The sequence below is a fragment of the Shewanella profunda genome, from assembly GCF_023283765.1.
Lineage (GTDB): Bacteria > Pseudomonadota > Gammaproteobacteria > Enterobacterales > Shewanellaceae > Shewanella > Shewanella profunda.
The window spans coordinates 19726-33386 of sequence record NZ_JAKILG010000038.1 but is presented as its reverse complement, the minus strand read 5'-3'; the positions used below and the strand labels follow the sequence as shown (position 1 = coordinate 33386).

The window sequence follows — 13661 nt, the reverse complement described above, 5'->3', positions numbered from 1 at the left end:
GGTCAATTTGCATCTTGTATGTGCTAAGAAGATATAGAGTAAACAGGGAGGATGTACATGGCTGTTACTATTAACATGCTAGGGGAAATGGAGTTACGCCATAATAGCACAATAATACCTATGCCAGCGTCGAAACGCAGCCGTGCCTTGCTGGCTTATCTGGCATTTACCGCGCGACCACATCGCCGTGACACATTATGCGAAGTATTTTGGGACGTTCCGGATGATCCCAAAGGTGCACTGCGCTGGTCGCTAAGTAAGATCCGCCCTTTAGTCAATAATAACAATACCGAGCGTCTTATCGCAGACCGGGAACGGGTGGTGATCAACTGTGCTGATATCAACATAGACTTGAAGCTGTTGATCGCAAAAAGTAACCTCAGCGATCTATCGTGTACTGAACTAGAAATTCTTTTACAACAAAGCCAACAGCCTTTTTTGCAGGGCTTGGATTTACCTAATCAAAAGCTATTCCAAGACTGGTTAATGACAGAGCGCAATGAATTGCGCCAGCTAAGCGGTCAACTGCTAGTTCGTTTAGCTTCTCATGTCGATCTAACCACTCAGGCAAAATTGCTTTGGGCTCAAGCTTGGTTAACCCACGAACCATTAAGTACCCGAGCAGCCAACACTGTCTTAAGTCTGTTGCAACAATTGGAGCAGTACGCTCAAGCAACTCTCCTTTCGCAGCAACTATTAACACGATTTAATGATGCAGGTATTGTTTGGGCAGTCGAACTTGAGCAACGACAAACGACTATCAATTTGCAGTGTAATGAACTGCTCAGTGGGCGTGAGTTACTCGCCAGACAGAAAGTACAATTCTGCACTTCGCAAGACAGTGTACGTATTGCTTATGCATCGCTAGGCAAGGGGCCAACTATTGTTAAGGCTGCTAATTGGCTCAGCCACTTAGAGCATGACTGGAATGCACCAATATGGAGCCCGTTATTTAAAGATTTAGCGGCTGATCATCATTTTGTTCGTTACGACGAACGCGGTAATGGCTTATCTGACTGGGATGTCGAAGATATTTCCTTTAATACCTTTGTGACTGATCTTGAAACTGTAGTCGCAGCGAATAAACTGGATACCTTTTCACTGCTGGGAATATCACAAGGTGCCGCGGTCTCTATCGAATATGCCATCCGCCATCCAGAAAAAGTGTCGCACCTTATTTTGTTTGGTGGTTACGCCGCAGGCTGGCGTATTGGTGCAACCGAGGCCATTACCAAAGAGCGTGAAGCCGTTATGATGCTAACGCATGTAGGATGGGGCACAGACAATCCGGCGTATCGACAGATATTTTCATCGACCTTTATGCCTGACGCCAACGAAGCTGAGTTTAGCTGGTTTAACGACTTCCAGCGCTTAACAACTTCGACGGAAAACGCGGTAAGATTTTTATCTGTGTTTGCCGATATCGATGTACGTCATCGTCTGGCACAAGTCAAAGTGCCCACATTAGTGATTCACTCTTTGGGGGATCAGCGCATACCTGTTAGTGTCGGGCGTGAGATTGCCGCAACAATCCCTAATGCTGAATTTGTCGGGCTAGAAAGCAACGGCCATTTACTGTTGGGCCGCGAACCAGCATCAAAAGTTTTTGTTGAAGCCATACGCGAGTTTATAGCCCGCCATCAGTAATATATCTTGACGTATTGACCACTAAGTTAAACTTCTTAGTTAAAACACTACTAACGTATTGTGTTAAATAAGGTCTATTGTAGCTATATGATCTTTATCGGATTGTTCGTTCTGGAGCTAAGCGAACAAAGTGGAAAAACAGAGCAAAAAACAGAGACACCCAACCTTAAATGGCGCAGTAGTTAACCTCCGGCTATGCTTTGGTTAAGCATTAAACAAGGAGGTTTTTATGCCGCGCGCCCGTAGAACTCAGATTAGTCTTGAACTCTCTCTTTAAAATCAGTCCCTATTACCATTGTTGTAGCCGCGTTGTTCGGCGCGCCTTTCATTGTTGAAAAAAGTGGGTGGTGATGATGCCTATTCTGGTAAAAATTATGACCATCGTCGAGGTTGGGTTGAGTCATTATTATTTGAACTTGAAGTAGTTTTTGCGATAGATGTGGCGGTATTTGCACTCTTGTAAATGAACGGGAGGGTTCAATCATCTGCATGTGGTGCTGTGTGTTGATATCGACAGGCAAACCGTTGGACTGACCGAGAAGTGCTGGAGCAATGGCATAAGCTGTTTAATGGCGATAAATTGACCCGAAAATTCGCAAAAGGTGAGTTAGTTGAACCCCACCAAGTGCTCAGACTCAAGCATGCCATCGCGATTTACCGAAGCCGATTATGTGATATTTCATGCCTAAGTTTTCAAAAGAGCGCGCTGTTTGAATGAGCCGATAGCACGGCAAGCGAATCAAGAAGATAACTGCGCAGGCAGGTTTTGGGAGGGCCGCTTTACAAGGTGAACAACCCAAGAACCTACTGCCATTCATTGGCAGTGAGCGCAATAACCAGCCCAATGGCATAACCTTTTCGTTAACGGATTACCTTCAATTGGTGGATGACACAGGGCGAATCATTCGCAATGATAAACGTGGCGCCATCAGTGAAAATAGCGCCAAGTTACTGACAAGGTTAAATATCCCCCATGATAACTGGCTCAAGCTAACCACTGAATTTGGCAGGTTATTTCATGGTCCAGTGGGCACGCGGCAAGAACTCACCACTTACTGCGAACACTTAGAAAAGCGACGACGGCATTTTGCGTCAAGTTGTCAGCACTTCCAAATCAACGGATAGCAATCCTATAGCAATTATCGCCTCTATTTCCCCAAGCTCTACGGGATGGCTTATCACGACTGAAATATGCCATTTTGGAATGAATTAGCTCGATTTTGTGCCCCATCTGCCATTCAGCCTCTTTGTATTACTCTCGTAAAGGTGACTTTAGCCACTGCAGCTTGAAGGCAAACCGAAAGCACATTATGTTATTGTTTTAACTTGGGTGGCCGGATTTATGTTTATGATTACCTTCTTCCTATGGATTTAGAAAATCAAATGTACTTTCCAATGGATGGCCGGCTACAGAAATAAGAAGGGTGCAAGCTGTTAGTTCTAGTTTTCTTGAATTGAAACTAACAGCTTGCATCCTGAATTAGCTAAATATATTTAATTTAACCATTTGATTTTTCGAGGGCTTCGATAAACTTAGTCGATTCGTTAATCGATTTATTCATCTCTTTGATCAGGTCTGAGATATCGATTTGTAGGCTGTCAAACTCACCTTTGATTGCACCAATGGCTTGGGCGTTCAAGTTATGCTTGATATATAGCATATTGTCTTTCATCGCTGTGAGAATGGGCGGCATTTTGGATTCGGCGCGGCGCATACCCTTTATCAGTTGCTCGTAGGAGCGGCGAGTTTCCTTGAGTTTAGCTTCACTATTGCGGCGAAGGTTAGCCTTGCTGATTTCAGTTATTTCCGTTTGCCACTCATCGAACAAAGCTTCGGCGACACCTTCCACTTTATCTATGCGATCACTGACGTTATCGGCGGCACTTTGGGCCGATTCGTACTCATATTTAGCTTTGTCATAGGTTTTTTGAAGGTTGCCCTCTTTATGGTTGAGCAGCGCTTGCATCTCTTCAAGGGCAGAGCTGAATTCTTTTTGCGCATTCTCTTGAGATTCTTTGGCGGCTTTCACTCTGTCGACCATAATGTCGCGTTTGTGATAGCCGACTTTTTCCATGGCGCCGTAATAGGCACTCTGGCAACCCGTTAGCAAGAGGCTGGCGGTAATCAAGCTAGTGATGATCAGTTTTTTCATTGGGTATTCCGTTACTGAGTCGTATAAAGTTAATCGGCGTTAAATCGCGCCGCATCGATAATGCTCCACAGATGAAAGATAGCACCTATAACGGCGGGCACGATTAGCCACCACAGTGCGTAACCTACAACGGTAATCACAAAAAATAGTAGCGCTGCGATTATCCGGCCCTGTAGCAGTTGGCCTAATCCTGGGAAAAACAGACTAGCGATAGCGGAAATAACGTTACCAGTGGATCCTTGTTGAGACATCAATTCACTCCTTAGACTTGTAAATTAAGTGTTTATTGTACGAAGATAACGAGTCTATACCAACAGAATCAAGAGAAACCCGTGACTAAGAAGATAGAAGTAGCACAAATTCGAGTCTTGTTCCTTGGGATCTGGCGCTTCCTGCGGCATCTAAGGCTGCGCCTAGTGGAAGATCAAATTAATATTCGGGCGGGGCATTTAGCCTATGTCACCCTGCTATCACTTGTGCCTTTGGTGGCGGTGACTATGTCGATGTTGTCGGCTTTTCCGGTTTTCAAGGGAATACGTGGGCAGATTGAAGCCTTTGTTTATGAAAACTTTTTACCCGCAGCAGGCGACACAGTGCAAGTGTATATCAATGAGTTTGTGGGTAATGCATCTAAGGGTACCGCAGTGGGGATTGCGGCGCTTGTTGTCGTGGCAATTATGCTGATTTCCGCTATCGATAAGTCGCTTAATAATATCTGGCGCACTAAAGAGAAGCGTTCCGTGGTGGTTGCTTTTTCAATGTACTGGATGGTGATCACGCTTGGCCCCGTTTTGGTTGGTGCAAGTTTAGTAGCGACTTCCTATGTAGTTTCGTTAAAACTTTTTGAAGATGAGACTTTTTCTGGTGTTGTTCCTCTGTTTATTGAGCGTTTACCTATGCTGTTTTCTGTCGCAGCATTTCTTTTGTTATATATAGTCGTGCCCAATCAAAAGGTGAAGTTTTTACATGCATTATTAGGTGCGCTTGTGGCCGCCTTACTGTTTGAGTTAGGTAAAAAAGCCTTTGCCTTGTATGTCACTCAGTTTCCGAGTTACGAGGCTATTTACGGTGCGTTAGCGACGATTCCTATCCTATTTGTTTGGGTGTATCTGTCATGGATGATTGTGTTGCTTGGTGCGGAAATTACTGCTGCTATGCCCGAATATCTGGACTATGAATCGAGTGTCGATGACGGCGAATCGGATGTTAATGCCTGAATCTTCCCCACCTTTTATTTGCCGCAATGGCTTTAACGTTGGCAATATCTGAATTCTTTCAAATCTACCGATATAAAGGAAAAGTTGTGATTGCTTTAATTCAAAGAGTGAGCCGTGCCAGTGTGATTGTCGATAATCAAACCATAGGAGCAATCGATAAAGGCTTACTGGTTCTTCTTGGTGTTGAGCGAGATGATACGCGAGAAAAGATGGAAAAACTGGCGACTAAGGTAATGAGTTATCGTGTTTTTTCCGATGAGAATGGCAAGATGAATCTCAATTTAGAACAAGTTGGGGGATCATTGTTGGTGGTATCGCAATTTACTTTAGCTGCCGATACAGGTCGTGGCCTTAGGCCGAGTTTTTCTGGGGCAGGTACGCCAGATCAGGCATTGACATTGTATGAAGAGTTTGTTGCTTTTTGCCGCGATAAGGGCGTTACTACAGAAACCGGACAGTTCGGTGCCGATATGCAAGTGTCCTTAGTCAATGATGGCCCAGTGACCTTTAATCTGCAGGTGTAACTTCTATCGAGATGTTTATCTTGGGGTCCCGGTGATTGAGTATTAGACATAATCAATGTCGCTTGTACCAAGAGGGAGTATTAAGGAAAATGCACATGGATGAATTACTCACTAAATTACGCCAGACTTGGCATAGTACTATTCCCGTTAGCGAGTTTATGCAGATTGTGCCGCTCGATTATTGCGAGGGTGAGTTTCGAGTTACTGCGCCGATTGTGCCCAATATTAATCTGCATCAAACCATGTTTGCGGGCAGCATTTATGCACTGATGACCTTAACGGGCTGGGGCGCCGTGTGGCTGAATCAACAGTTAGTGGGCGTTGTGGGTGATATTGTGCTCGCCGATGCCCATATTCGCTATCTCGCTCCCGTGACTTGTGACCCTATGGTAAAAGTGCAATGGCCGGATCTGGATCTCAGCCCGTTGCAAAGGGGGCGAAGGGTTAAAGTGAAACTGAAAGTGCAATTGTATTGTCAGGATTCACTGTGTGCGGTTTTTGAAGGTCTGTACGTGAGTACGCCGAGAGTGTGAGTACGCCGAAAGCGACTTAATGTACGAATGCGTCTAGAGTGATTTACAACCTTTCTAAAAAATCGAAGTGAATCTCATATTTTATCCGCTTTATTTCTTTTTTATTGGCGAATAAACTTACATCATAGAGTCGAGATATAAGATCTGACTCAATGTCAGTTAACCATTTTTCGGAGCAGATTATGTCTAAAGTCTTAATTTTAAAATCAAGCATTCTTGGCGGTTATTCACAGTCTGCCTTGTTAGTTGACCACTTAACTAGTCACTGGGAGAATCAAGGCGCGACAATTACAGTGCGTGATTTAGGCGGTAAAGACGTGTTACCTATGGTAGACGGTGAAATCGCTTCTGCTTTACGTGGCGGTGATGAGTTATCAGCACGTCAGCAAGAAATGCTCGCATTATCAGATACCTTAGTTACAGAATTAAAAGCGAACGACACTATCGTTATCGCGGCACCTATGTATAACTTTACCATTCCGGCTCAACTTAAAAACTGGATCGATTTTATTGCCCGTGCCGGTGTGACTTTTACTTACACTGAAACCGGTCCAAAAGGATTAGTGGAAGGTAAACGCGCTGTGTTGATCACCACTCGTGGTGGTGCTCATAAAGATGGCCCAACCGATCACGTCGTACCTTACCTGAAAACTGTTTTAGCTTTTATTGGTATCACTAACGTTGAAGTGGTTTACGCTGAGGCGCTGAATATGGGGCCTGAAGCGCACGATAAAGGCATGAGCGAAGCGAAACAAAGCATAGATCTGCTGAAGGCTTAATTGTTCAGTTGATTTAGTTGAATAGAAAATGCCAGCCTTAGATGGGCTGGCATTTTTTTATGTCAATTTTAGCTCGGTTGGCAGCAGACTAAATTTTTGAGTGAACCGCCATTTACCACGCAGGCGAAACCATTGGCCTTGAGGATATCGCAGCCCTTTCGTGCTCGAATACCCGCGCCACAGTAGAGTACAAAGGGATGCTGTTTATTGTCGACTTGATGCAACCATTGGTCGAGCGTTGGCAACGGCACATTAATGGCTTGGGGCAAATGACCAGAGGCAAATTCCTCTGGTGAACGTACATCAATCACCCGCGCACCTTGTTCAATCAATTGCCAACATTTTTCGCCCGAGTGGCTGCCGAATAACTTAGCCAGTAAAGATTTAAACATAGCATTGCCTCTACCATTAGAAAATTTTCAATAAGTTTATTCTAATGAATTGGCCGCTGCAAGTGCTGCAAATTATCGTAGTGAAGGGTTTGGTCAGGCACTCGAACTCTGCATTGCTGGCGCTAGACAAGCAGCTAGAGGCTGGACACATTACCTCGTTGGTAGTGAATTATGTCGTGGAATACCACGGCTTCGTCATTGAGATTTCGATAGCCATGGGGTTTGTCGGCCGCAAATCGTACCGCTTCACCTTGCTTAAGTATTTGCCACTCACCATCGACTAACACTTCCATAGTACCGCTCAAGACAATGACATGCTCAGTCACGCCAGCTTCATGGGGCTCAGAAAGACGTTCATAGTTTGGCAGCAGTGTGAGTTCAAACATCTCGAAGCCAAAACGGCTTTCAAAGGGAAATAGAGACGCGACTAACATGCCGTCGGTGGCGGGTTGTTGGCGTAGCTCGTCAGGCTTACGGAATACTGCGCCTTGGCTCTGTGGTGTGGGTTCGAGAAAGGTCGACAGCGAGATATTGAATCCACTGGCAATTTTCCACAGCGTCGCAATCGTGGGGCTTGATTCACCGCGCTCGATTTGTCCTATCATGGCCTTACTAACGCCAGTCTCTTGGGCGGCTTTATCTAAACTCCATCCCTTTTGGTTGCGAAGTGCTTTAAGCGTGGTGGCGAGATAGCTGTTTATCGTCTGCACAATAGCCCCATCATTTTTATGAAAATTTAGTTTGTACGTTATAACGTACAGATGCTATCTTGTCCATCTCGTGCGTTATAGCGCACAACGTGGTGGCGACACCAATTGCAGAGGAAGGGAGTGGATATGTGGCGAGATGCAGGGAGTTTATCAAAAATATCTGCGGGTTTTATTGCGGTATTAGTCGGTTATAGCAGCTCTGCTGTGATCATCTTTCAAGCGGCGGAGGCTGTGGGGGCGACACCAGCACAGATTAGTTCATGGCTGTGGGCTTTAGGTGTAGGCATGGGCGTGACCAGCATAGGTTTATCGCTTTACTACAAGAACCCAATCCTAACGGCTTGGTCGACACCTGGCGCCGCCTTGATGGTGACCAGCCTAGCGGGATTAAGTGTCAATCAGGCCATAGGCGCGTTTCTGGTGAGCTCTATTTTAATCACCCTTTGCGGTGTTGCGGGCTGGATGGATAAGCTTATCCGTATCATGCCGCAGTCGGTGGCTTCCGCCATGTTGGCGGGGATTCTGCTGCAATTTGGGCTCGGGCTATTTCAGGCGATGCAAACTCAGCTGAGTTTAATTTTGGTCATGCTGTGCGTGTTTGTCGTCGTTAAGCCTTTTGCGCCGCGTTACATCATCTTGCTGACGTTGCTGGTGGGCATAGGCATGAGTTTTCAATTAGATTTGCTCAAGCTAGATGCCGTTCAGTTGCAACTGGCGATGCCGGTGTGGACTACGCCTGAGTTTTCGCTGGCGAGTGTGATTGGCGTGGCGCTGCCGCTGTTTGTGGTGACTATGGCCTCGCAAAATATGCCGGGCGTCGCTGCGCTGCATGGTAATGGCTACAGGCCGCCCATTTCACCTTTGATCACGAGCACAGGTTTAATCGGGGTTATCCTCGCGCCATTTGGCGGTTTTGCCTTTAACTTATCCGCCATCACTGCAGCCATTTGTATGGGTAAAGAAGCGGATCCCAATCCCGCGACCCGTTACTGGGCGGCGGTGTGGGGCGGGGTATTTTACTTTATCACTGGGTTACTCGGTGCCACTGTGGTTGGCCTGTTTTCCGCTTTCCCGAAGGAATTAGTACTAGCCATCGCCGGATTAGCCTTGCTCGGCACTATCGCCAATAGTCTGACCGCTGCATTAGCTAAAACGGAAGATCGCGAAGTGGCAGTGATCACTTTTTTGGTCACCGCATCGGGTTTTAGTGTGCTGGGCATCGGCAGTGCATTCTGGGGGCTGTTACTTGGGTTTATTATCCATTGGTGGAACGGACACAGGAGTGCATCTGTTGTTAAGCGTGCGGCGACTTAACTGCGACAAAAGCGCCTTAGCGATGAATTTCAAAGACTAAGGCGCATGTGTTTTAGATTTTCTTCGTCATAAACACGCTATTGGGGTCGAGTTGGTAGCCGTCGAAGGGGCCGCAGACTTCGAAGCCAAGTTTGGTGTAGAGCATTCGGGCGGGGCTAAAAAAGTCCATCGAACCAGTTTCTAAACTAAGGCGTTTAATGCCAGCAGCTTTAGCGTCGTTGATCAGGTGCTGCAATATCTTAGAGGCTATGCCCTGTTGTTTATAGGGCGCGGCGGTGCGCATCGATTTGATCTCGGCGTGCTGCGCATCTAACCATTTTAGTGCACCGCAGCCCGCGAGATTATTGTTATCCCATAATGTCCAAAAGCGAATATTGGGCTGGCGCAGACCGTCAAGATCTAATGCGTGAACGCTTTCGGGCGGTGAGGTTGCCCGCATATCGTCGAGGTGTTCCTGCAGTAATGCCGCTATCTCGGGTCCTTTAAGGTCATCAAGGATGATTTTCATGGCTCTTATGGTGATTGTCATGGCAGATTGGGTGCTCCCTATTATTGTGGCTTATCCATAATGGCGGCATCGCTTTGTTATCTTTTTGCAATTGCGCCGTGGTGGATAAGCAAATGCTAGGCCAAGAGTTTTTAGCTTTAGCTAAAGCTAAACGCAGAATCAAAGTCAAAGTCGTGGGGCTTCACCCCACACCCGACCAAAAGGGGAAAAGCGCCTGTTCCCCTTTTGGCTTATTTATAAAACATGGCCCAGTGTCCCCAACGGAGTTGAAAGCCCCTTGGGCATTTAGCGTCCTTATGCTATCGCGTCAGACGCTCGTCCCTGATTCGACTGACGCTATCTCGGCATCCATGCCTCGATCACGCAACGAACGCTAATGCCCTGCGGCAACTCCGAGGGGAAAGTGTATTTCTTAGGCTCTGGTGTTATTGGTAAATTTTTTAAGGAATAAAAGTTATACCTGCTGAGATGAACACCTCATAAATATTGATTTATTTCATTATTTCAGTGTCTTATGTATTAATCGTGAGTTTATCCTTGCCCCTTCATTAATAAGTAAGCGCATCTTCGGACAACTCAATCAATAGATAGGGTATGTATGATGAAATCTCCAAGTTATTTGGTTTTGATATAAAACACAAAATAAGATAATTACAGGGTAATTTCCGTTCTAACCCTAGGTTACTTAAGGGCTTTGTGGCAAACTCATAACCAGAATCTTCGGTTATCTATCTAGAGGGAATTGGATTAGTAATGGTCAACCATCACGCGAACATCAATAAAGCAAAGTTAACCGAAACGGACATCATCACAAAGTTCATCATGCCTGCGGTAAAAAATGCGGGTTGGGATGATATGACGCAAATTCGCCAGGAGGTGAAGTTGCGTGATGGTAAGGTGATTGTGCGGGGTCAAATGGGCATGCGCACAACGGTTAAGTCAGTAGACATAGTGCTTTACCATAAACCGAGTATGCCGCTGGCGGTGATTGAGGCGAAAGCGAATAATCATGAAGTCGGCAAGGGTATGCAACAAGCACTCGATTATACTAATTTACTCGATTTTCCATTGGTCTTTCCCCCACTCGAAGAACAAAACTGCATCGCCTCTAAAGTCGATGAGTTAATGGCGTTTTGCGACCAACTCGACGCCCGTTTAGAGGATGTGCAAATCACCCGACTGCACCTCATCGACGCCATTGTCGAACAGGCGGTGTAATGATGGAAGAAAACCAAAAATTAGAGGTTATATTTTGTGAAAGCAAGGGTATTTCAGCTTCACCTCTTGCTGGGCAGGTCTTAATCAGGCAGTCAAGTGATTGGAATGATTTTGGCTACAATATTAATGCGACCTACAAGTTGTGTATGTGGGATCGTCAGACTGTTTTAGAAGGTGAGCTGCTAGTTGGCTTCTTACCGAAAGTTAAGAAAAATCTTGCCTTAGAAGATATTGATAAAGAGCATTTTGAACTGCTGGGGAGTATAGATAAAGCTCTGAAGTATCAAAGTTCTGGTGAAGACTTTATCTTTTTCACTCACTTCCCGAATTTGCAAGAGTACAGAAAAGTAGTGTTAGAGCTTGGTGTAAAGGGCACTGAAAAATTATTGAAGTCAATCAACAACATATTGCTTATTGACAACTTCACCTACCCTAAAGGCCTTTATGAGAAAATTGTTGAATCTAATGTATTTAGCCGAGCGTTTATGCGTAAGTCTGAGTCTTTTTTTGCTTTCCATAATGCAGATTCAATTATCAAAGGAATTGAATTCGAAAACTACTCAGCGATTTCAAACTCATTTAGCTTAGGCTTTAAATTAAATGGCTTTGAAAATAGCCATAAAATTGATTTTAAGTTTGATAGTAAAGCATTTATTCCTAGTCGTATCAGTGTACTTATCGGGAAAAATGGTCTTGGAAAAAGCCAAAGTTTGAACAAGTTATGTCGAGCTCTTTTAAAAAGGCCTGAGCCTAATACAACGCAAATCTGCACAAACGAAAGTGGTTTGAAAGAACCAATGATAAACCGGCTTTTAGCGCTGGTTAGTCCAGGGGAAGCTAGCTCAACCTTTCCTGGTGAGTATGCTCGTCGCCAAAAGTTGTATTATCGTAAGATTGATCTAAATAGTTCATCTGGAGCTAACAATAAATCCATAGGGGATTTGTTTGAACAACTTCTAAGAAGCCAAAATTACATAAGAGAAAGCTATCGGATTAACATCTTTAAAGAAGCATTGTCAAAAGCTATTGACATCAAATCTTTGTATTTGAAAATAACTGATACTCATTATATTCCGGTTGAGAAATTAAGGTTTGTAGACGGTTTTACCGAACAGGACTTGAAAATTGCTCAGTTGGTTAAGAGCTGCAAAATTCCTGTCGTTAAAGTAGCTGATGAATATTACCCTTTAAGTAGTGGGCAGTTAACGTATTTTCAGTTTACGTTGCAGTGCTGCTTATATATCGAAAATGGGACGCTTATTGTTTTAGATGAGCCTGAAACCCATATGCATCCTAACTTTATTGGAGAGTTTGTTGAATTATTAGATTACCTGTTAGAACACACAGGTTCCTTTTCTATTATAGCGACTCACTCGCCCTATTTTGTAAGGGAGGTCGGCCGTAAACAGGTTCATATTTTCTCTACTAAAGATGACGGATTTATAGACATATCTACACCTAGGTTAAGAACTTTTGGTGCTGATGTAGAATCTATATCCCAATTCGTTTTTAATGAAGATATTGAAAATCGCTTAACAGACAAAATATTTAAAAAAATTAGACACAGAACATTCGAATCTGTAGCAGGTGAATTAGGTGATGAGCTGTCGTTAGGCGCACTAATGGATTTGAAATCTAGGTTTGAGGCTTAGTTATGAAGAAGCTAACCCCAGTTAGAGTTAATGATTTTTGGCACTTAGACGAGTTGGCAGAAAATAATGCCCTTCACAAAACGTCTTTTCCTGAATTGCGAAACCAAAAACAACTCTTGATACAAGCATACAATGACTATGAAGTTAATTGCGGAAATCCTTGGTCTATAGCAGACCCTGTAATAAGTGATAAATTAAAATCAGGAATGCTTAGTCATTATTCATCGCCACCAGCATCTATAGACTATTTGGATAGAATAAAAGATTCCTCTCCTGAGGTTTGTCCTATGTGTGGCGGATTTAAGCCTTTCACTCGAGACCATATCCTCCCAAAGTCAGATTATCAGGCATGGGCAATTTTCTCTAAGAATTTAGTCCCCGCATGTGATTGTAATTTGAAACGTGGTACAGCGTTAAAAGGGGATGCAGCTAGTCAGGCTAGAGTCTTACATCCTTATTTTGATGAAGTTTTATCTGAAAGATTACTTAGTTGCAAAATCATCCCCCGAAGTAATTATCGCTGGTTTGACTTAGAGGTTATTTATGTCGACACAGCTCATCCTCAGATTGCCTCGATAAAATATCACACACGCAATATTGTTATTAAGTCCGGAATAGAAAAGTGGCTGAAGGGGCAACTTGGTAAATTAAAAAATAGACCTTCGAATGTTATCCAAGTTTTGCCAAGAAGAGTGCGATTGACCCAAGATCAATTAAGACAATCTCTTGAAGATTGCATGGATAGTAATGATGAATTAACAGGCTCAAAAAATAATTGGTTATCAATATTATGTCACGGTCTTCTAAACTCTGACGGTATGCTTGATTGGTTAACAGAACGGCATAATGCAACGTTGCCTACTCCCTAGTTTATTTTAAGTAACAAAGAATTAAGGACAATAACTTGGAAACATCAGAAAGACTGGCTATTTGGAATGATTTTATTGAAACAAAAGACAGGACAGTCGCATATTTGCGCAATTTTGTTTACGCCTAAGATATATCTGCTGAGAT

General features: G+C 44.1%; 14 protein-coding genes and 2 pseudogenes. 11 read left to right on the top strand and 5 right to left on the bottom strand.

Features of this window, described 5'->3' with window-relative positions; all coding sequences use genetic code 11:
• The first annotated feature begins 57 nt into the window (after nucleotides 1-57).
• Complete coding sequence (locus L2744_RS16080; protein WP_248992876.1) at nucleotides 58-1647, top strand: bifunctional AfsR/SARP family transcriptional regulator/alpha/beta hydrolase; 1590 nt, start codon at nucleotides 58-60, stop codon at nucleotides 1645-1647.
• Nucleotides 1648-1876: 229 nt separating this feature from the next.
• A pseudogene (locus L2744_RS16075) lies at nucleotides 1877-2772 on the top strand (transposase).
• Nucleotides 2773-3146: 374 nt separating this feature from the next.
• Here L2744_RS16075 and L2744_RS16070 read toward each other — a convergent pair.
• On the bottom strand, nucleotides 3147-3800 hold the full coding sequence (locus L2744_RS16070) for a DUF2959 domain-containing protein (RefSeq protein ID WP_248992875.1): 654 nt from the start codon (nucleotides 3798-3800) through the stop codon (nucleotides 3147-3149).
• A 29-nt stretch (nucleotides 3801-3829) separates the two neighbouring features.
• The gene (locus L2744_RS16065) at nucleotides 3830-4051 is read right to left on the bottom strand and encodes a hypothetical protein (RefSeq protein ID WP_248992874.1); all 222 of its coding nucleotides are present in this window, start codon (nucleotides 4049-4051) and stop codon (nucleotides 3830-3832) included.
• A gap of 81 nt (nucleotides 4052-4132) precedes the next feature.
• Here L2744_RS16065 and L2744_RS16060 point away from each other — a divergent pair, with 81 nt between their 5' ends.
• The 4 genes from L2744_RS16060 (at nucleotide 4133) to azoR (ending at nucleotide 6853) form a co-directional block, all read left to right on the top strand.
• Nucleotides 4133-5017: a virulence factor BrkB family protein gene (locus L2744_RS16060; protein ID WP_248992873.1), complete on the top strand. Its 885-nt coding sequence runs from the start codon at nucleotides 4133-4135 to the stop codon at nucleotides 5015-5017.
• An 86-nt stretch (nucleotides 5018-5103) separates the two neighbouring features.
• On the top strand, nucleotides 5104-5541 hold the full coding sequence (gene dtd / locus L2744_RS16055; protein WP_248992872.1) for a D-aminoacyl-tRNA deacylase: 438 nt from the start codon (nucleotides 5104-5106) through the stop codon (nucleotides 5539-5541).
• A 95-nt stretch (nucleotides 5542-5636) separates the two neighbouring features.
• Entirely contained in the window at nucleotides 5637-6074 is a 438-nt protein-coding gene (locus tag L2744_RS16050; RefSeq protein WP_248992871.1) for a thioesterase domain-containing protein, read from the top strand.
• A gap of 182 nt (nucleotides 6075-6256) precedes the next feature.
• A complete protein-coding gene (gene azoR / locus L2744_RS16045; protein ID WP_248992870.1) occupies nucleotides 6257-6853 on the top strand; it encodes an FMN-dependent NADH-azoreductase in 597 nt (198 codons plus the stop codon).
• Between the two features lie 68 nt (nucleotides 6854-6921).
• Here the strand turns inward: azoR and L2744_RS16040 are convergent, their stop codons facing one another.
• Nucleotides 6922-7245 carry a rhodanese-like domain-containing protein gene (locus L2744_RS16040; RefSeq protein WP_248992869.1) on the bottom strand — a complete coding sequence of 108 codons (324 nt, stop codon included), beginning with the start codon at nucleotides 7243-7245 and terminating at the stop codon, nucleotides 6922-6924.
• Between the two features lie 134 nt (nucleotides 7246-7379).
• Nucleotides 7380-7955 (bottom strand): helix-turn-helix domain-containing protein, encoded by a 576-nt coding sequence (locus L2744_RS16035; RefSeq protein ID WP_248992868.1) that lies wholly within the window; start codon nucleotides 7953-7955, stop codon nucleotides 7380-7382.
• Between the two features lie 126 nt (nucleotides 7956-8081).
• Here L2744_RS16035 and L2744_RS16030 point away from each other — a divergent pair, with 126 nt between their 5' ends.
• Complete coding sequence (locus tag L2744_RS16030; RefSeq protein ID WP_248992867.1) at nucleotides 8082-9269, top strand: benzoate/H(+) symporter BenE family transporter; 1188 nt, start codon at nucleotides 8082-8084, stop codon at nucleotides 9267-9269.
• A gap of 52 nt (nucleotides 9270-9321) precedes the next feature.
• Here the strand turns inward: L2744_RS16030 and L2744_RS16025 are convergent, their stop codons facing one another.
• Nucleotides 9322-9798, bottom strand: a complete 477-nt coding sequence (locus L2744_RS16025) for a GNAT family N-acetyltransferase (RefSeq protein ID WP_248992866.1) — start codon at nucleotides 9796-9798, stop codon at nucleotides 9322-9324.
• A 53-nt stretch (nucleotides 9799-9851) separates the two neighbouring features.
• Between L2744_RS16025 and L2744_RS16020 the strand changes: the two genes are divergently transcribed.
• The 4 genes and pseudogenes from L2744_RS16020 (at nucleotide 9852) to L2744_RS16005 (ending at nucleotide 13516) form a co-directional block, all read left to right on the top strand.
• On the top strand, nucleotides 9852-10154 hold the full coding sequence (locus L2744_RS16020) for a hypothetical protein (protein ID WP_248992865.1): 303 nt from the start codon (nucleotides 9852-9854) through the stop codon (nucleotides 10152-10154).
• Nucleotides 10155-10530: 376 nt separating this feature from the next.
• Nucleotides 10531-10854: pseudogene (locus L2744_RS16015) on the top strand (EcoAI/FtnUII family type I restriction enzme subunit R); the annotation flags it as partial.
• Nucleotides 10855-10994: 140 nt separating this feature from the next.
• Nucleotides 10995-12647, top strand: coding sequence for an AAA family ATPase (locus L2744_RS16010; RefSeq protein ID WP_248992864.1), 1653 nt, complete (start codon nucleotides 10995-10997; stop codon nucleotides 12645-12647).
• 2 nt (nucleotides 12648-12649) lie between these two features.
• Nucleotides 12650-13516 carry an HNH endonuclease gene (locus tag L2744_RS16005; RefSeq protein ID WP_248992863.1) on the top strand — a complete coding sequence of 289 codons (867 nt, stop codon included), beginning with the start codon at nucleotides 12650-12652 and terminating at the stop codon, nucleotides 13514-13516.
• The last annotated feature ends 145 nt before the right edge of the window (nucleotides 13517-13661 follow it).